Source organism: Flavobacterium esculini (assembly GCF_048284325.1).
In the GTDB taxonomy this organism is placed as follows: Bacteria; Bacteroidota; Bacteroidia; order Flavobacteriales; family Flavobacteriaceae; genus Flavobacterium.
Genome location: NZ_JBLVPI010000007.1, coordinates 169,057 through 188,094, shown reverse-complemented (window position 1 = coordinate 188,094; position 19,038 = coordinate 169,057). Strand labels below are relative to the sequence as shown.

Genomic DNA, 19,038 nt, shown 5'->3' with positions numbered 1-19,038 from the left:
TTTTATAGTTATTTATTATTTACCTCTTTTGTTACTTCCGGTAGTTTGCAATCCCATGTAATCCTGAACGGTTCTAAAACCAATAAAGCTTCTTGCAGAATCCGCATATTCAAAATCCCTTGTACTTACTTGTAGGAAATAAGCAACATCTTTCCAGGAACCTCCACGAACTACTTTACGTTTATTTGAAGCATCCAGAACATTTGGATTCATTGAAGAAACATACTCATATGCATTTGGGTCATATGATGAATCTGTCCATTCCGAAACATTGCCAGCCATGTTATACAAATTATATCCGTTTGGCTCATACGATTTTGCCTCTACAGTATACAAAGCTTCATCTGCTGCATAATCTCCTCTGTTTGGTTTGAAATTAGCAAGAAAACAACCTCTGTCATTTTTAGTATATGGTCCACCCCAAGGGTATGTTGCAGACTGCAATCCTCCTCTAGCCGAATATTCCCATTCTGCTTCTGTTGGTAATCTAAACGAATTTATTAAATCATGACCTTTCTTTTTAGATTTTATATAAGTGTTTTTATTCAAAGTTCTCCACGCACAAAAAGCTTTGGCTTGTGTCCATTTTACACCTACAACTGGATAATCTCCATATGCTTTGTGCCAGAAATAGTCATTATGCATTGGCTCATTATACGAATAAGCAAAATCTTTGATCCAAACTGTTGTGTCAGGATACACATTTACTTCTTCTGTTTTAATAAAATCTTTTCTTTTACCAACTTTAGCTTTGGCAGCAGCCTGAATATCCATCCAAGAATAACGGAATTTCAATTTATTTACATCTATTGTACGTAATCCATTATAAGAAGCTTCTATTGGTAAGTACATAGAATCCATCACTTCAGTATAATATTCATCTGGATATAACTTGGTATCTTTTATTAATTTTACTTTTTTATTCAATTTTCTTCCGGCATAAGGATCATCAGCAGTACCTATACTGTAATAATTATCATACATATATTTATCATATGCTGTCATCTTTTCAGGATCTGAATCATTAAAAGCAAAATCACCAATACTCCCGGCATTTTTACCTTTCCCTTTTCCATCACCTGCTTTTTGACCACTTTCATCAGCAAGAATAGCTAATCGAACTCTCATTGTTGAGTCTTTTACCCATTCTACAAATTGACGGTATTCACTATTGGTAATTTCAGTTTCATCCATATAAAAAGAACGAACCGTTACTGTTTTTGTAGGCGCATCTTCAACATCGGCTAAATCATCATCTGATTTACCCATTATAAAAGCACCACCTGGAATTAAAGCCATCCCATAAGGTTTCTCTGGATGCCACTTACCTCCATTTATACCAACTAACTCTCCTTTGTCGCTTGATTTACCACAGCCAATTAACAGTGTCAAAATTGCCGTAAATACAATGAAATTCTTCATATAAGTTTGGATTATCTATTCTTCGTCTTAAAATTGCGTAAACCTATTTATTATTTATTAATAAAACAATATTTTTCATTGTTAAATTAATTCAAGCCCAAAAATAAAGTTAAATAAAATACAAAAAAAATATTTCATCGATAAAGTGCTAAAAAAATCGATACAATGCGTGAAAAGTGATTTTTATGTGAATTTTGTAATATTACACACATAAAATTATCTTAATAACTAAGGTGATTTTATGGATTTAGATAAATTTAAAAAACATTAATTATAAAATGTTTTTTCTTTGCGCTTTCCACCATCTTTCAGGTAATTCTTGATTGCATGCCAATAAATATTCATCATAGGAACACGGTAATAACGTATTTCTCTTTAATTTATTATTACCGTTTGAAATAAATGGTATTTCTATCCACCAACGGTCAGTTTTATCGCTTTTATAAAAAACAAGTTCCTCTTCCTCTAATGGAACGATATATTTTAAATAATTTTCCTTGCTCCCAAAAGGATACTCATTAGAACGATAATGAAATCCTTCTATGAAATACCAAATGACCTGCGCAATGACAACAGATTCTTGTACCGAATTATTATGATTGAATATACCAAAAGAAGATACCTTATCACTTATTCCTGCATATCTGGACAAAGAACAAATTTCTTTTCCATTAAATCCATTAGGCGCAAATGAAACAAAATTCCCTGAATCAGATGACTTAATTGAATTCAAATCAATACTCACTAAATCTGCATCTCTAAAAACCGGTTCCGCAAGAGCAATATTATTTGAAATCTCACCCAATCTGTACCCATCAAAAAACAATTTTTCAATCAAATCTATTTCTTCCTGCGAATTGAAATACGTTTGATATCCTATATTACAATAGTTAAAAAGATTATTAGGTTCGTCTACAATTATTTTTGTTAAATATGATGAAACTGAAACGGCTTCTTCATCTTTCCCGAAATCAAATTTATTATCAATGGAAACCAAATTGACCATTTGTTCTAAATCATCATAGGCTCTATAAAGTGCATACGTCAAATCTTGAGAACCTCCTATAACTATAGGAGTAATCCTTTTCTTGATTAGACTTGCAACAACTTTCTTTAGTGCAAAATAAGTATCCTCAACCGAATTACCAGCAAGAATATCTCCCAAATCCGCAATTGAGGCATCCCAATTTCCAGGAAATAATCCATACAACTCTTTCCTAAGCGGTATTAAATCAACATCAGAAATAGCTTTTTTATCTCCTCGATTTTCTAAAACACCTATTATAGCAATTTTAATCTTATTTAAATCCGGAAACTGTTCATTGGTATGCAACACAATTTTACTCCCCAATTGCTGAGAAGTCAATCCATGTATATAACTAAGGATTTCATCATCTACGGGTTTCAGAAAATCAAATTCCATTTTATTTCTTTTTTGCTACTGGTTTCTTTGCTACGGCTTTCTTTGCCGGAGCTTTTTTGGCAGCTACTTTTTTAGCTGGGGTTTTCTTGGCAATCATTTCCTGAACTTCTGCTAATGTCAATTTTGTGGCATCAACATCTTTACTTAATTCAATTTTGATTTTTCCCTTGGTAATAACGGAACGTCCCCAACGGGCTTTTTCAACTAAAATCCCTTCCTCTTCCCAGTTATGCAAAACCTTATCAATATTTTTTTGCAATTTATCCTCAATCAATTCTTCAACATCTGATTGTGACAAATTATCAAAATTATACTTCTTGCTTACATTTATAAACAAACCGTTCCATTTGATAAACGGACCAAAACGTCCCACACCTTTCTGAACACCTTCTCCTTTATAAACTGCAATTGGCGCATCAGCTATTGCTTTTTCATCAATTAATTCTTTCGCTCTTTCGAAATCTACATCCAAAGGATTTTCTCCTTTTGGCAAAGAAACAAAAGCCGCACCATGGCGAATATACGGGCCAAAACGGCCATTACTCACTTCAACCTCCTCATCTTTATAATTTCCAAGATTTTTTGGCAACAAAAATAAATTTAAAGTTTCCTCTAAAGTAATATTTCCAATATTTTGATCCGCCAGTAAACTGGCAAACTTTTTCTCTTCATCATCTGCAGCCCCAATTTGAGCCATTGGTCCAAATTTCCCTAAACGCACTGAAACTGGCTTCCCTGTTTTTGGATCTGTTCCCAGAATTCTTTCGCCACTTTCTCTATCCGCATTAGCCTCTACATCTTTTACCGTTGGGTGAAACTTATCATAGAACTCTTGCATCATTTTTGTCCAAACAATATTTCCTTCTGCAATTTCATCAAAATCCTGTTCCACTTTTGCAGTGAAATTATAATCGAGAATGTTTCCGAAATTCTTAACCAAGAAATCCGTAACAATTGTTCCGATATCCGTAGGAACTAACTTCCCTTTATCAGAGCCCGTATTTTCTTTCAGTAACTTCTCCCCTACTTTCCCAGATTGCAAAGTCAATTGCGTATAATTACGTTCCTGACCGTCGAGATTTCCTTTCTCAACATAATTTCTATTGATAATTGTAGAAATTGTTGGTGCATAAGTAGAAGGACGACCTATTCCTAATTCTTCTAATTTTTTTACCAAAGAAGCCTCTGTATATCTTGCAGCTGCACGAGAATATCTTTCTGTTGCAGTGATGTAATTATTTTGTAATTTTTCATTTACTTTCATCGCAGGCAACATTCCTTCTTGCTCCTCCTCATCGTCATCATGACCTTCAAGGTATACTTTCAAGAAACCTTCAAAAAGTAAAACTTCTCCAGATGCTGTGAAAATATCGCCATGATTGTTCGCCTCGATTTTCACGTTAGTACGTTCTAATTGCGCGTCACTCATTTGCGAAGCCAAGGTTCTTTTCCAAATCAAATCATACAAACGCGCTTGGTCTCTGTCGATATCTACCGTGTGACGTGACATATCCGTTGGACGAATTGCTTCGTGTGCTTCCTGTGCACCTTTGCTTTTATTAACAAATGTTCGAGGTTTTGAGAATTCCTTTCCGTACGATTTGATAATTTCGGCCTGGGCAGCTTCCATTGCATCCTTAGATAAGTTCACACTATCCGTTCTCATATAGGTGATCAATCCCGCTTCGTATAAACGCTGTGCGAGTTGCATCGTAATTCCAACAGGCAAATATAATTTTCTTGCCGCTTCTTGTTGTAAAGTCGAAGTTGTAAACGGACCCGTTGGTGATTTTTTGGTAGGTTTCGTTTCTAAATCTGAAACTTTATAGGTAGAACCAATATTTTTATTTAAAAAATCTTCGGCTTCTTTTTTAGTATTGAAATTTTTAGGCAGTTTTGCTTTGAATGCTTTTCCGGCTTCGTTAGTGAATTCGGCTACAATAGAATACGTTGCAACGGCTTTGAAATTCTGAATTTCTCTTTCTCTTTCTACAATCAAACGAACGGAAACCGATTGTACACGACCCGCAGAAAGTCCTCCTTTTATTTTTCTCCAAAGTACAGGCGACAATTCATAACCAACTAATCTGTCCAAAACACGACGGGCTTGTTGTGCATTGACTAAATTATAATCGATTTCTCGTGGATTATCAATCGCTTTTAGAATCGCAGTTTTAGTGATTTCGTGAAAAACAATTCGCTTGGTTTTCTTTTTGTCTAATTTTAATTCTTCGGCAAGATGCCAAGAAATAGCCTCACCCTCACGATCCTCATCACTTGCTAACCAAACCATTTCAGCTTTTTTGGCTAATCCTTTTAATTTGGTTACCAATGCTTTTTTATCGGCAGAAACTTCATATTTGGGTTTAAAACCATTTTCTACATCTACACCAATTTCTTTGGAAGGTAAGTCAGCAATATGTCCATAACTGGACTCTACTTGAAAATCACTTCCTAGAAATTTCTCGATTGTTTTTGCCTTTGCAGGGGACTCAACTATAACTAAATTCTTTGCCATTACTCTATTTTTCTGGGACAAAAGTATCTATTTTTTTTAAATATCGGGCTTTTGATTTTATTTTTGAACTATTTCACAATCATTAATAGGTAAGTTATGACCATACTCGACTGTTTTTTAGCCCTTATTACAGTGAAAAGCCTTAGAGCAAAAAAGTAAAAGTTTCCTGTTCTAAAAAAGCGACCAACGGAAGCTCTTTTTAGAACAGGAAACTTTTACTTTTTTTGTGAGTCCCGAAGGGTCGGGATTGTAACGGAAAGCGGGACACGAGCGGAGCGAACTGACGAAGTAAATAGCTTTTATAAAGATTTCAGATTTTTGATTAACGAATTTTGATTTCAGATGTAAAAACTGCCAAAAATCATTAAATAAGTCATTTCTAAATTAATCTTGCAAAATCTTAAATCTGCAATCGTTAATCTTCATTCTAAAATCCCTTAAATTTTGTTAATTCTTCGTCTGACATCTTGTCATATTTATTTGAATTGCGTTATCTTTGTGCTTTGAAAATATAGGATGGAAAAGATTATTGAAGAAAGTAAACAAGGCGAAAGTCTTGTTCTAGAACATAAACCCGAGAATACCAAAAAATTATTTATAGAAAGTTATGGCTGTGCGATGAATTTTTCGGATAGTGAAATCGTAGCTTCTATTCTATCTGGAAACGGATATAATACCACACAAATTCTAGAGGAAGCCGATTTGGTTTTGGTAAATACTTGTTCTATTCGGGATAAAGCGGAGCAGACTATTCGCAAACGTCTAGAAAAATACAATGCAGTGAAACGCATTAATCCAAAGATGAAAGTGGGCGTTTTAGGCTGTATGGCGGAACGTTTGAAAAGTCAATTTCTGGAAGAAGAAAAAATTGTAGACCTTGTTGTAGGTCCTGATGCTTATAAAGATTTACCAAACCTTTTGCAAGAAGTGGAAGAAGGACGTGATGCGATTAACGTGATTTTATCGAAAGATGAGACTTATGGAGATATTTCGCCTGTGCGATTAATGAGCAACGGAATTACGGCTTTGGTTTCTATCACCCGTGGTTGCGATAATATGTGTACGTTTTGTGTGGTGCCATTCACTCGTGGACGAGAACGCAGCCGTGAACCGCAAAGTATCATCAAAGAAATTCAGGATTTGTGGAACAAAGGCTTTAAAGAAATTACACTTTTGGGTCAAAATGTGGATAGTTATTTATGGTACGGCGGCGGTTTGAAAAAAGATTTCGAAAATGCTACCGAAATACAAAAAGCAACTGCTGTAGATTTCGACCAATTACTAGAAATGGTCGCAATTGGTTTTCCAAAAATGCGCATTCGATTTTCGACATCCAATCCACAAGACATGCACGAAAGTATTTTGCATGTAATTGCAAAACATCCTAATATATGTAAGCACATTCACTTGCCTGTCCAATCTGGGAGTAATAGAATCCTAAAAGAAATGAACCGTTTGCATACGCGTGAAGAATACATGACTTTGATTGATAAAATCAGAACTATTATTCCGAACGGCTCCATTTCGCAAGATATGATTGCTGGTTTCCCAACAGAAACCGAACAAGATCATCAAGACACAATGAGTTTAATGGAATATGTCAAGTATAATTTTGGTTATATGTATTCGTATTCCGAACGTCCGGGGACTTTAGCAGGAAGAAAAATGGAAGATGACGTAACCGATGAAACGAAAGCAAGAAGATTGCAGGAAATTGTCGATTTACAACAAAAACATGCTTGGTTGCGCAGTGAAGAATTCATTGGTCAAACTGTAGAAGTTTTGGTAGAAAAAGTTTCCAAAAAATCAACAGAAGAGTTTTCTGGAAGGAATTCACAAAGTATTACCGTAGTTTTTCCAAAGGAGGATTATAAAATTGGGGAATTTGTGAATGTGAGAATTTTGAGTTGTACCAGCGGGACTTTGAAAGGGGAAGCGATTGGATTGAGTGAAATGAATTAAGAAAATTAGCTGAAATTAAATTCATAAAAAAAATTTAAAAGAGTAAAATGTTAAGAAAAAATATAATAATTGGTTTAGTTACTTTTATAATTGGATTTGGAATTACATTCTTTATCATTAGAACCTATTTTCCAAAACATAAAGTTGAAAAAACAGTCCCTTTGAAAGACACATTAACAAAACCACAATAGTAGATTCTACGAATCGAATATATTATTTAAACAAAAAAATCAGTTTTAATAATTTACGAAATTCGTGCAAAATTAAAAAATATGGAATCAGTTCAAGCTATAAAACAACGATTTGAGATTATTGGGAATGACCCAAAGCTCAATCGTGCCATAGAAAAAGCCATTCAGGTTGCGCCTACTGATATTTCAGTATTAGTTGCTGGTGAAAGTGGTGTTGGAAAAGAGAATATCCCGAGAATCATTCATTCGCTTTCACATAGAAAACATGGAAAATACATTGCTGTAAACTGTGGAGCCATTCCTGAAGGAACGATTGACAGTGAACTTTTTGGACATGAAAAAGGTGCTTTTACAGGTGCAACCAACACACGTGAAGGATATTTTGAAGTGGCTGACGGCGGAACTATTTTCCTTGATGAAGTTGGTGAATTGCCTTTGACTACTCAAGTGCGGTTGCTTCGTGTTTTGGAAAATGGCGAATTCATAAAAGTAGGTTCTTCACAAGTCCAAAAAACTGATGTGCGAATTGTAGCTGCTACCAATGTTAATTTGTTTAATGCTATCGAAAAAGGGAAATTCCGTGAAGATTTGTATTATCGATTGAGCACCGTAGATATTACTTTACCTCCGTTGCGAGAACGAAAAGAAGATATTCACTTGCTATTTAGAAAATTTGCATCTGACTTTGCACATAAATACAAGATGCCGCCTTTAAAATTAGACGAAAGTGCTGTTGGAGTTTTGCAAAAATTTCGTTGGAGCGGTAACATCCGTCAATTGAGAAACGTAGCAGAACAAATTTCGGTTTTGGAAACGAATCGTGAAATTTCCGCAGTAACTTTACAATCTTATTTACCTGCCGAAGGCACCAACTTACCGTCAGTAATTAAAGACAAGAAAGGTGACAGCGATTTCAATACCGAAAGAGAAATTTTATACAAAGTACTTTTTGACATGAAAAGTGATTTGCACGACTTGAAAAAACTCACTTTGGAACTAATGCAAAGTGGAAGTTCTAAAGTGCAAGAAACAAATCAAAATTTAATCAAAAAAATATATGGTTCCCAAGAGAATGACAGTGAAATAGATTTTGAAGAAGAACCAAGAACCGCTTTGATTACCACTCCAAATAAAGAAGAACGTTATCAGGAGAATGACGATAGCTACCAGTTTGCTGAAACAATCGAAGAGGAAGAGGAAATCTTGAGATTAGAGCAGAAAGAAATTGAAATGATTAAAAAATCATTGGAAAAAAATAAAGGAAAACGAAAAGCTGCCGCAGATGAATTAGGGATTTCCGAAAGAACTTTATATCGAAAAATCAAACAATTCGATTTGTAAAAAATCAAATTGAAAATGAATATCTTTGACCCGAGCGTTAGCAAACTGGTGAAGCAATTTTAAAATTTAGAATGAAAAACATAAAATATATTTTTATTTTGTTAATCGCAGTAACTTTCAATAGTTGCTCTGTTTACAACTTTACCGGAACAGGAAAAATTGATGCAAAAACATTTCAGGTTAATTTTTTCCAAAACAATGCAGAATTGATTGAACCTGGAATTGACAGAACTTTTACGCTGGCATTGCAAGACATTATTCAGAATCAAACCAACTTAAATTTAGTAAAAAGCGGTGCAGATTTAACTTACGAAGGGGAAATTGTAGATTATAGAGTAAGCCCTATGACCGCAACTGCCGATCAACAAGCTTCTCAAAACAGATTAAAAATAAGGGTAAATGTTCGGTTTACCAATAAAAACAAAGAAACAGATGATTTTGAAAAAACATTTGAGTTTTATTATGATTATCCGGCTGAGCAACAACTTGTAGGTTCTACTTTGAATAGTGCATTGAAAGAAATCTTCGAGAGAATCACCCAAGATATCTTTAATGACTCTCTTGCTAAATGGTAAATGAGGTGTTGATTCGGTAATTTGTTGATTCGGTTAATCGAAGAACAAATAAACGAATAACCAAATAAACGAATAACCTTTATGAACGTAACCGATTATACTTATTTAATAAACAGACCAGATGCTATCAATGAAAAGCAAACGGAAGCATTGGGAAATGTATTGGATGAATTTCCATATTTTCAAAGTGCCAGAGCTTTACGTTTAAAAGGTCTTTATAATCAAAATAGTTTTAAGTATAATTTTGCCTTGAAAGTTACTGCCGCACATACGACTGACAGAACGGTATTGTTTGACTTTATTACTTCGGATACTTTTACTGCTATTCAAAAAGATTTATACGATAAAAAAATAGTAGCGCTTCTTGACATTACAGTAGTTGATAGTGAGATAATTATTCATAAAGAAAAACTGGAGCACAAGATAAATACTCTGGAGCAATCGATTCTTACTTCTATAAAGGAAGCTTTACCTTTAGAACCTAATGAAAATTTAAAAACTACAGAAGAGAAATTAGCGATTGGAACTCCTTTGGATTTTTCCATAAGTGAAAAGCATTCCTTCCAAGAATGGCTTCAATTATCCCGAACACAGCCTATTGTCAGAGAAACGGAAAGTGTAAAACCTTCTAAAACCCTACCGATAAAAGATGAAGATAAAAAGAAAAAAGCAGCGTTAATCGATAAATTTATAGAAACCAGTCCGAAGATTTCACCTGTAAAACATGGGGTTGCATCAACAGTTACTTTTGACCTTAATAAAGACGACAATTCCTATTTGATGACGGAGACTTTAGCACGGGTTTATTTGGAACAAAAAAAATATCAAAAAGCGATTCAAGCTTATGAAATATTAATTTTGAAATATCCAGAAAAAAGTAGTTTCTTTGCAGACCGCATAGCGGATATTAAGATTTTACAACAAAACAATAATTAAACAATGAGCACATTTTCAATTTTTTTAGTTTTAATAACAATAGTTTGTTTCCTATTAATCGTAGTAATAATGGTTCAAAACCCTAAAGGTGGTGGATTATCTTCAACTATAGGCGGTTCTCAAATGCTAGGTGGTGTACAAAAAACAACAGATTTTTTAGACAAAAGCACTTGGACACTTGCTACTATTTTAATTGCACTTATATTACTTTCAAGTTTAAGCTTTACAGGAGCATTAAGTGATAATGATTCTAAAATTATTGAACAAACAGGAACTACTGCACCGGCAACTGCTGCTCCAGCATCTCCAGTTCAAAACACACCTGTTGAAACAAATCCAGCAAAATAAAACAACACTTTTTTTTCTAAATGCCAGCCTGTCAAAGCTGGCATTTTTTATAAGAAAATATGTCAGTTATACTAGGATGGCACAATTTCTGAAATCTTAAATGCAATCATAAAAATAATAAAAAAAAATAAAATCATGGCTTTAAACATTAAACCACTTTCAGACAGAGTTCTTATTGAACCAGTAGCAGCTGAAACTAAAACTGCGTCAGGGATTTTTATTCCAGATACAGCTAAAGAAAAACCACAAAAAGGAACTGTAGTTGCTGTTGGAAACGGAACAAAGGACCACACAATGACTGTAAAAATTGGTGATTCTGTTCTTTACGGAAAATATGCAGGAACTGAATTGAAACTGGAAGGAAAAGATTATTTGATCATGCGTGAAGACGATATTTTAGCAATTATCTAAAACCTATCCCAACCTCCCCGAAGGAGAGGAAATGAAATAAACAAATAAATTATTTAATAATATTTCATCTTGGCTCCCTCTCTTTTGGAGAGGGCCGGGTGACGAAAACAAAAAGAAATGGCAAAAGATATAAAATTTGATATTGAAGCACGTGACGGATTAAAGCGTGGTGTTGATGCATTGGCAAATGCAGTAAAAGTAACTTTAGGACCAAAAGGGCGTAACGTAATTATTGGAAAAGCTTTTGGTGGGCCAACTGTTACTAAAGATGGTGTTACCGTTGCAAAAGAGATTGAATTGAAAGATCCATTGGAAAATATGGGAGCTCAAATGGTAAAGGAAGTAGCGTCTAAAACGAATGATTTAGCTGGAGACGGAACTACAACTGCAACTGTTTTGGCACAAGCAATAGTAAAAGAAGGTTTGAAAAACGTTGCTGCAGGAGCAAATCCAATGGATTTGAAACGCGGTATTGACAAAGCGGTTGAAGCTATTGTAGCTGACTTAGCAAAACAAGCAAAAGTAGTAGGAAGTGATTCTGAAAAAATCAAACAAATTGCTTCAATTTCTGCTAATAATGACGAAGTAATTGGTGAGTTAATCGCTACTGCTTTCGCAAAAGTAGGAAAAGAAGGTGTTATCACTGTTGAAGAGGCTAAAGGAACAGATACTTATGTTGATGTTGTGGAAGGCATGCAATTTGACAGAGGATATCTTTCTCCTTATTTTGTGACTAATTCAGAGAAAATGGAAGTAGAATTGGAAAATCCTTACATCCTTTTATACGACAAAAAAGTTTCTTCATTAAAAGAATTATTACCAGTTTTGGAACCTGTTGCTCAATCTGGAAAACCATTATTGATTATTGCTGAAGATGTTGATGGTGAAGCATTATCTACATTAGTAGTGAATAAATTACGTGGAGCTTTGAAAATCGCTGCTGTAAAAGCACCTGGTTTTGGAGACAGAAGAAAAGCAATGCTTGAAGATATTGCTATCTTAACCGGAGGAACAGTAATTTCAGAAGAAAGAGGATACACCTTAGAAAACACAACTATCGAAATGTTAGGAACTGCTAAAAAAGTGACTATCGATAAAGACAATACAACAATTGTAAGTGGTGCTGGCGAAGCTGACATGATTAAAAATCGCGTAAACCAAATCAAAGGTCAAATGGAAGCTACAACTTCTGATTATGACAAAGAAAAATTGCAAGAACGTTTGGCTAAATTAGCCGGTGGAGTTGCTGTACTTTATGTTGGTGCTGCTTCTGAAGTAGAAATGAAAGAGAAAAAAGACAGAGTTGACGATGCACTTCACGCAACTCGTGCTGCTGTTGAAGAAGGAATTGTTGCCGGTGGTGGTGTTGCTTTATTAAGAGCTAAAAATGCACTTCGTACTATTAAAGCTGACAATGCTGATGAAGCAACAGGAATTCAAATTGTATCTCGAGCAGTAGAATCTCCATTGAGAACTATTGTTGAAAATGCAGGTCTTGAAGGTTCAGTTGTTGTTGCAAAAGTTGCCGAAGGTTCAGGTGATTTTGGTTACAATGCAAAAACTGACGAATATGTTGATATGCTTAAAGCAGGTATTATCGATCCTAAAAAAGTAACGCGTGTGGCTTTAGAAAATGCAGCTTCAGTAGCTGGTATGATCTTGACTACCGAATGTGCTTTGATCGATATTAAAGAAGATCATGGTGGCGGAAACCCAATGGGTGGCGGTATGCCAGGAATGATGTAATTCATTCTCATTTTTAAATAAAAAAAGCTCCGTTTCTTAATTGAAACAGAGCTTTTTTTATTTATGTGTCTTGTCAACTTTTTCAGGACAGTGCAACTAAAATTAATTTTTATTTTATATGCACCCTTTTTTTCAAAAGCTTGAATAAAACAGGAACCGTAGTAATCAAAACAATTATTATTATAATATATTCGATATGCTCTTTCAAATCAATTCCAAAATTTTCTAAAAAGACACCGTACAAATAATGACCGGAAAAAATTAAAATAAAAGCCCATAAAAAAGAACTTAAAATATTGAAGAACATAAATTTGCTTTTATCCATAGATACTATTCCAGCCACAATTGGCGCAAAAGTTCTGAAAATTGGTAAAAAACGAGCAAATATTATGGCTTTCCCACCATATTTTTCAAAGAAATCTTTTGACTGCAACAGGTATTTTTTCTTGAACCAAAAAGTATCTTCTTTTTTAAATAAATAATACCCGCTTTTTGCTCCAAACCAATACCCCACCATGTTCCCAAAAATTCCTGCAACAGCAACCATTAGTGACAATAAAGTAACATTTATAAATTCACTTTCTATAGACACCATATTTTGAACCAAATCTTTACTGTAAATTCCTGCAAGGAAAAGCAAACTGTCACCTGGAAGGAAAAAACCGGCAAAAAGCCCAGTTTCGGCAAAAATAATAAATAAAACTATGTATAAACCTATCTGAACTCCTGCTATTTTTAAGGTAATATAAAACTCTGGATCGAGTAATTGTGTCCATTCGAAATTATTCATAAATCAATTTGTAATTTAATATATTCGTGCGTGAAAGTAAGAATAAATTACCTTAACCACAATTTATTGCGGTATTTTAAAGTTTAATTAACGCATAAAAGCACTAATCAACCCTGTTAAACTTAATTACAAACCCATTTTAAATCGTATCATTTAAACAAAAATAAAAAACCCAAAACTTTCACTTTGGGTTTGAGAATTATTGTCGCTCATACAGACAACAACTATGAAGACTTTGATAATCTTCGCTTGTCGCTTTCACTTCATCCGTATCATGACCTACTTTTGCAATGGCTCTTTTCACATCTAGTGGGGAACACTTTTCTTCATTCAAAATCAAACTCAATTGATGTGTTTCTATACTCCAAATTGCGGATTTCACTCCAGCAAGTGAATAAGCTGCTTTTTGAATTCGTTTCTGACATTGTTCACAATTCCCGTTTACTTCTGCTACATATTTAGCATTTTTATTCTTCTTCTCTTGAGCCTGAACAGTAAATCCAAGAAAACTTACCATTAGTATTAAAATAATATTTTTCATTTTTACTTTTTCTATTGTGGTTAATAATTTTACGCTGTGCTTATTTTATTTTAAATCGCAATCCCGCATAATACATTTGACCAAAAACAGGTGCGTATACTATTGAAGTATCAAAATTTGGTCCAAAAGGATTTTCACTGCCAAGTATCACTTTTTCCTGTGTATAATTCCCAATATTCTCCCCACCTACATACATTTCAAATGTGGAAGAAAAAGTTCTTGTAATTTGGGCATTCATCAACGAATAAGAAGGCGAAAATTCCGGCAATCTATCATTCATTGGATTGCTTGCTGTATTGGGCAATTGCTGTTTTCCAATCCAATTGAAAGTATAATCAAATTTCCATTGTTTCCCTTTCTCTCCAATGTGGGTTTCATATTCCAAATTTCCAAAAAAGCGGTGTTTCGCTTGCAACGGCTTTTGATAATTTCCAGAAATATAGTCCGTCCTTACATCATAATATTTATAGGCTGAGCGGAAATTGAAATGATCCAAAATTTCATAATTGAATTCCACTTGTAAACTATTGGCAACCGACTTCCCATTCAAATTATAAAACAAAACTTGTTGTGGGCTTTGTAAAACATCAACAATTACCTGATTCTGAAAATCCGTTCTGTAAAAATCAAACCCAACATCTGCACTTTTGCCGAAGAGTATAAATTTTTGAACAAAACTCACACCATAATTCCAAGCGATTTCTGGATTCAATCCATATATTTTACCGTTTGAGTCTAAAACATCAAATGTTCTTGAACTCGCAAAAAGCTGTTGATTTTCGGCAAAAATATTAGCACTTCGCTTTCCTCTACCTGCTGAAAATCGCAAAACTCCCTTTTCCCAAGGATTGTATCGCACATGCAATCTTGGGGTCAAAAAAGTTCCTAAACGATTGTGATTATCAATTCTTCCGCCCAGAATGATACTGAAATTATCTTCATTGTCATAGGTATACTCGAAAAAAGCACCCACTGAATTATCAATTCTAGAAAAGTCATTTATATTGACAAATTCTTGGTATTTATCATATGTAAAATTCAAACCCGCAGCAAACTTATTCATTATGTTACTGATAATCGAATTGAAAATCAAGTTCGAATAATAACTGCTTTGTTTAATATTGTATTGGTTCAAACCAAAATAAGACTGTTGATTATGGCTGTTAAAAGCATTCTGAAAACCTATACTCTGATAAGGCAAGTCTTTAAAAACATACCCCACTTTTGTGGAAACATCAAATCGTTTCGTGTTGATTTCAGAACCCCAATAATTTGTAGTTCCTTTGTCTTTGTCTTGATCAAAGTCTAATTCTCCGGTTTGTTTTTCATCATTCATATACCTGAAATTAATAAAACTCACCCAACCTTTTTCGGGATTGTAATATTGGTATCTATTAAGAATATTGATTTGTTTGGCTAACGGATTATCCAAAAAACCATCATTATTCATATCCGTTTTTGCAATTCTTGTATTTCCGTGAAGAAACAGACTGCTACTCCATTTATCTGATATTTTTCTATTGAAATGGGTGTTCAATTCAAAGCGGGAATCTGACGAACCATAGGCATTCAGAAAAAATGGAATATCATTGATGGGTTTAATTAATTCCGTATTAATTTGCCCCGAAATACTTTCATATCCATTCACTACACTTCCGGCTCCTTTAGTGATCTGGATACTTTCGACCCAAGTTCCCGGCGTAAATGACAATCCGTATGCTTGAGATGCCCCACGGACTGAGGGGATATTTTCTTCGGTAATCATCAAATAGGGACTGGTCAACCCCAGCATTTTGATTTGTTTTGTTCCAGTCAAAGCATCTGAAAAACTAACATCAATCGATGGATTCGTTTCAAAACTTTCGGCTAGATTACAACAGGCTGCTTTAAGTAACTCTTTGCTTGTAATTAGCGTGGTATTACCCGTTACCGTAAATGATTTCTGAATCCCTTTTTGCTTTTTTATCACTTTGACTTCATTCAGTTTTTCTTGAGAAAACAGCGTAATTGAAAACAAAATAATAACAAATAGCGTTATTGATTTTTGCATGGCAAAATATTTTAATGTTTATAAGAAGTAATTTCAAATCATACAAAATGATTTGACTTTTAAAAAACATTAAAATCAGGCGTAGAAAATATATTGGCTGTAAAGCTTAAAAAGTGGCGGCGAATGAGCGTCGCAGTAATAAGAGTTCTTTTCGAAGCTTTTAAAATTGGCAACTCCAGAAAAAACAATTGGATCCCATTCTTCAATTAAAAATGGAATATCCGTATTTAAAGAAAATGCTTTTATAAGTAAATTATCTGATTTCTTTTGAAAATGAACTACTTTATCTTTGCAGCAAGCTGATTTTTTTTCGATTTTTCCGCAACAATTTTTTTCAAAATCCTGAGATAAAAAAGGAGTTTTCAAAGAAACTGAAGCGATTTTATCACCACAATAATGCACATCGAAAGCCAATCCCACATTGGAAACCAACAGGAAAAAAGCAAGAAGAATACTGATGTGCTTTTTGAATTTCATTTTGCAAAAATACTGATTTAATCAATCTATAAAATCAAAGTTCTGTTAAAAAATTAAAGCTCAAACTCTTGTCCCATCAAAGGAACTTTACAATCAAAACCATATTTCTCCTGAATTTTTATTCGAAGTTCATCAGCAGGCGCATTTTCACCATGGACTAAAAATACTTTTTTAGGTTTATTTTCCAATGCAGAAAGCCAATTCAGCAAATCTTTTTGATCACCATGTGCTGACAATCCTTCTATCTCAAGAAATTTTGCAAGAACTTGGTAATATTTACCATGTATTTTAATTTCTTTTGCTCCTTCCAATAATTTTCTTCCGCGTGTTCCTTCGGCCTGATAACCAACTATGATTACCGTCGTTTCAGGCAAACCGATATAATGTTCCAGATAAGTCAAAACCCTACCACCAGTGACCATTCCGCTTGCTGCAATCACTACTTTAGGCTGTTCATCAAAAATAGTTTCAATCGTTTCCTGATAATCAGAAACCAGTGTGAACATTTTACTCATTTCGGTACAATCATGCACCGATAATTTATGCCAATTTTTATTATTGATAAAAATTTCCAACGCATTAATTCCCATTGGAGTATCAATAATATAGGGAATATTAGGAATTTTGCCTTCTTCCTTAAGTTGCCATAGCAAGTACATAATCATTTGGGCGCGCTCAACGGCAAAACTGGGAATAATGACAGTTCCTCCCTTTTCGACTGTATTGTTGATATACATTTCCAGTTCTAGTTTAGCATCCGTATTGGGATGAAGTCGATCTCCATAGGTACTTTCTAGAAATATATAATCCCCTTTTTTAGGCTTGGTTGGCGGATACAGCAGCACATCATTATCACGCCCTATATCTCCTGAAAAAACCAATGTTTTATTTTCAAGCGTTACTTCAATGCTACAGGCGCCAATAATATGTCCTGCATTAAAAAAAACAGCCGAAATTTCTGCATCTAAGGGAATGGATTCATTGATTTTAATGACTCTAAAATGTGGGAAAACTTTTTGCGCTTGCCCTACTGTATAAAGCGGTTCAGCAACTTCATGTTTAGAAAATTTCCCTTCATTAGCAATTCTTGCTTCTTCTTCCTGAATTTTAGCACTGTCCAGAAGAATCAACTTGGCAACAGCCATAGTAGGGCTTGTACAATAAATTTTACCTTTAAAACCTTGATTAACTAATCTGGGTAACCAACCACAATGGTCTAAATGTCCATGGGTCAACAAAACAAAATCTAGAGTTGAAGGTAAAATAGGTAATGGTTCCCAGTTGAGTTCGCGCAAAGGCTTAATCCCTTGAAATTGACCGCAATCTATCAAAATCCGAACTCCATTGCTTTCGATTAATGTTTTAGAACCAGTTACAGTTCCCGCTCCCCCAATAAATTTAATTTTCATTTGATTTGAATTTAAAATTAAACAATCCAAAATCCATTATTTTCAAATATATCCACACAAATCCGAAGCTTCTTTTAATACATTTTTAATTCGGCTATTGCTCAATTCAATTTTTTCTAAACAATCTGAATTATTTATAATCTCTTTCACCAAAATTACATTCAAGATTAACAATTTATCCTTTTCAGCGAGTGATAATGTAGTTAAACAAGTTACAGGATAGAGATTACCGTTGTCATTTTTTGTTTTTAAATTATTGTCCTCAGGATAATTCCAACTTAATAAATTCAATTCTGAACAATTTGCAAAATCGATAGCATCTGTAGTAAACCTGTTATTGGTGACAATCCAACATTTTAAAATAATTTCTTCCTGGCCAAAAACAGCATGCTGACGTCCTTTTAAATCATTAAAACGGGACAATATATACATAGGAACCTTCACATCAGACGCTGCGTCTCTACCGGCATGATATTTACATTCAACCATCGCAACAGTACCATTTTTCTTGACTACAACATCAATTTCATGCGAAACACATTTCCCTTGTAAAGTCAAATTAGTAACGGCTTCATATTGTTCAGCAAAAAAAAGTCGGGCTATATATTTCTCAAAGAAAAAACCTGCTGGCCCTAATAATCGTATTGCTTCTTTCAGATTATAGCGTGCAGCATGCGAATTAGCTGTTTTTTTCAACATCGTAAAAGCCATTTTGTAAATTTGCTTCGTAGCAATTCCTTCGTAGATTTCACTTTGAATTGATTGTAAAATTCTCTCAACAACTTCGTTATTGGCTCCTGATTTTAACAACGATTTTTTTAATTTTTCAGCATTAAATTCAACAATATCACCGGAATTTTTTATTATCTTCATACCCTTATCGTGTTGATAATTAATA

General features: G+C 34.1%; 17 protein-coding genes. 8 read left to right on the top strand and 9 right to left on the bottom strand.

Features of this window, described 5'->3' with window-relative positions; all coding sequences use genetic code 11:
* Positions 1 to 15 precede the first annotated feature (15 nt).
* The 3 genes from porK to topA form a co-directional block, all read right to left on the bottom strand.
* Complete coding sequence (porK, locus tag ACNQGG_RS08490; RefSeq protein WP_417962989.1) at positions 16 to 1,422, bottom strand: T9SS ring complex lipoprotein PorK/GldK; 1,407 nt, start codon at positions 1,420 to 1,422, stop codon at positions 16 to 18.
* A gap of 271 nt (positions 1,423 to 1,693) precedes the next feature.
* The gene (locus tag ACNQGG_RS08485; protein ID WP_417962987.1) at positions 1,694 to 2,845 is read right to left on the bottom strand and encodes a formimidoylglutamase; all 1,152 of its coding nucleotides are present in this window, start codon (positions 2,843 to 2,845) and stop codon (positions 1,694 to 1,696) included.
* Position 2,846: 1 nt separating this feature from the next.
* Entirely contained in the window at positions 2,847 to 5,363 is a 2,517-nt protein-coding gene (gene topA, locus ACNQGG_RS08480; protein WP_417962985.1) for a type I DNA topoisomerase, read from the bottom strand.
* A gap of 516 nt (positions 5,364 to 5,879) precedes the next feature.
* Here topA and miaB point away from each other — a divergent pair.
* The 8 genes from miaB to groL all read left to right on the top strand — a co-directional run bounded on the left by miaB (position 5,880) and on the right by groL (position 12,873).
* Positions 5,880 to 7,325 (top strand): tRNA (N6-isopentenyl adenosine(37)-C2)-methylthiotransferase MiaB, encoded by a 1,446-nt coding sequence (gene miaB, locus ACNQGG_RS08475; protein WP_417962983.1) that lies wholly within the window; start codon positions 5,880 to 5,882, stop codon positions 7,323 to 7,325.
* Positions 7,326 to 7,372: 47 nt separating this feature from the next.
* A complete protein-coding gene (locus tag ACNQGG_RS08470) occupies positions 7,373 to 7,516 on the top strand; it encodes a hypothetical protein (protein ID WP_417962982.1) in 144 nt (47 codons plus the stop codon).
* 81 nt (positions 7,517 to 7,597) lie between these two features.
* Positions 7,598 to 8,857 (top strand): sigma-54 interaction domain-containing protein, encoded by a 1,260-nt coding sequence (locus tag ACNQGG_RS08465; protein ID WP_417962980.1) that lies wholly within the window; start codon positions 7,598 to 7,600, stop codon positions 8,855 to 8,857.
* A gap of 71 nt (positions 8,858 to 8,928) precedes the next feature.
* Positions 8,929 to 9,432 (top strand): LptE family protein, encoded by a 504-nt coding sequence (locus ACNQGG_RS08460; protein WP_417962978.1) that lies wholly within the window; start codon positions 8,929 to 8,931, stop codon positions 9,430 to 9,432.
* Positions 9,433 to 9,513: 81 nt separating this feature from the next.
* Positions 9,514 to 10,368 carry a tetratricopeptide repeat protein gene (locus ACNQGG_RS08455; RefSeq protein WP_417962976.1) on the top strand — a complete coding sequence of 285 codons (855 nt, stop codon included), beginning with the start codon at positions 9,514 to 9,516 and terminating at the stop codon, positions 10,366 to 10,368.
* A 3-nt stretch (positions 10,369 to 10,371) separates the two neighbouring features.
* On the top strand, positions 10,372 to 10,716 hold the full coding sequence (gene secG / locus ACNQGG_RS08450; protein WP_417962974.1) for a preprotein translocase subunit SecG: 345 nt from the start codon (positions 10,372 to 10,374) through the stop codon (positions 10,714 to 10,716).
* Positions 10,717 to 10,851: 135 nt separating this feature from the next.
* Complete coding sequence (locus tag ACNQGG_RS08445) at positions 10,852 to 11,127, top strand: co-chaperone GroES (RefSeq protein ID WP_035670228.1); 276 nt, start codon at positions 10,852 to 10,854, stop codon at positions 11,125 to 11,127.
* 117 nt (positions 11,128 to 11,244) lie between these two features.
* A complete protein-coding gene (gene groL / locus ACNQGG_RS08440; protein ID WP_417962972.1) occupies positions 11,245 to 12,873 on the top strand; it encodes a chaperonin GroEL in 1,629 nt (542 codons plus the stop codon).
* A gap of 109 nt (positions 12,874 to 12,982) precedes the next feature.
* Here groL and ACNQGG_RS08435 read toward each other — a convergent pair whose 3' ends face one another.
* The 6 genes from ACNQGG_RS08435 to ACNQGG_RS08410 all read right to left on the bottom strand — a co-directional run bounded on the left by ACNQGG_RS08435 (position 12,983) and on the right by ACNQGG_RS08410 (position 19,013).
* Positions 12,983 to 13,663 (bottom strand): DedA family protein, encoded by a 681-nt coding sequence (locus tag ACNQGG_RS08435; protein ID WP_417962970.1) that lies wholly within the window; start codon positions 13,661 to 13,663, stop codon positions 12,983 to 12,985.
* A gap of 199 nt (positions 13,664 to 13,862) precedes the next feature.
* Positions 13,863 to 14,204 (bottom strand): heavy-metal-associated domain-containing protein, encoded by a 342-nt coding sequence (locus ACNQGG_RS08430; RefSeq protein ID WP_417962969.1) that lies wholly within the window; start codon positions 14,202 to 14,204, stop codon positions 13,863 to 13,865.
* Positions 14,205 to 14,244: 40 nt separating this feature from the next.
* Positions 14,245 to 16,254 (bottom strand): TonB-dependent receptor plug domain-containing protein, encoded by a 2,010-nt coding sequence (locus tag ACNQGG_RS08425; protein ID WP_417962967.1) that lies wholly within the window; start codon positions 16,252 to 16,254, stop codon positions 14,245 to 14,247.
* A 75-nt stretch (positions 16,255 to 16,329) separates the two neighbouring features.
* The gene (locus ACNQGG_RS08420) at positions 16,330 to 16,731 is read right to left on the bottom strand and encodes an HYC_CC_PP family protein (protein WP_417962965.1); all 402 of its coding nucleotides are present in this window, start codon (positions 16,729 to 16,731) and stop codon (positions 16,330 to 16,332) included.
* A 53-nt stretch (positions 16,732 to 16,784) separates the two neighbouring features.
* Positions 16,785 to 18,140: an MBL fold metallo-hydrolase RNA specificity domain-containing protein gene (locus tag ACNQGG_RS08415; RefSeq protein WP_417962963.1), complete on the bottom strand. Its 1,356-nt coding sequence runs from the start codon at positions 18,138 to 18,140 to the stop codon at positions 16,785 to 16,787.
* Positions 18,141 to 18,182: 42 nt separating this feature from the next.
* Complete coding sequence (locus tag ACNQGG_RS08410) at positions 18,183 to 19,013, bottom strand: ATP cone domain-containing protein (protein ID WP_417962961.1); 831 nt, start codon at positions 19,011 to 19,013, stop codon at positions 18,183 to 18,185.
* Positions 19,014 to 19,038: the final 25 nt, after the last annotated feature.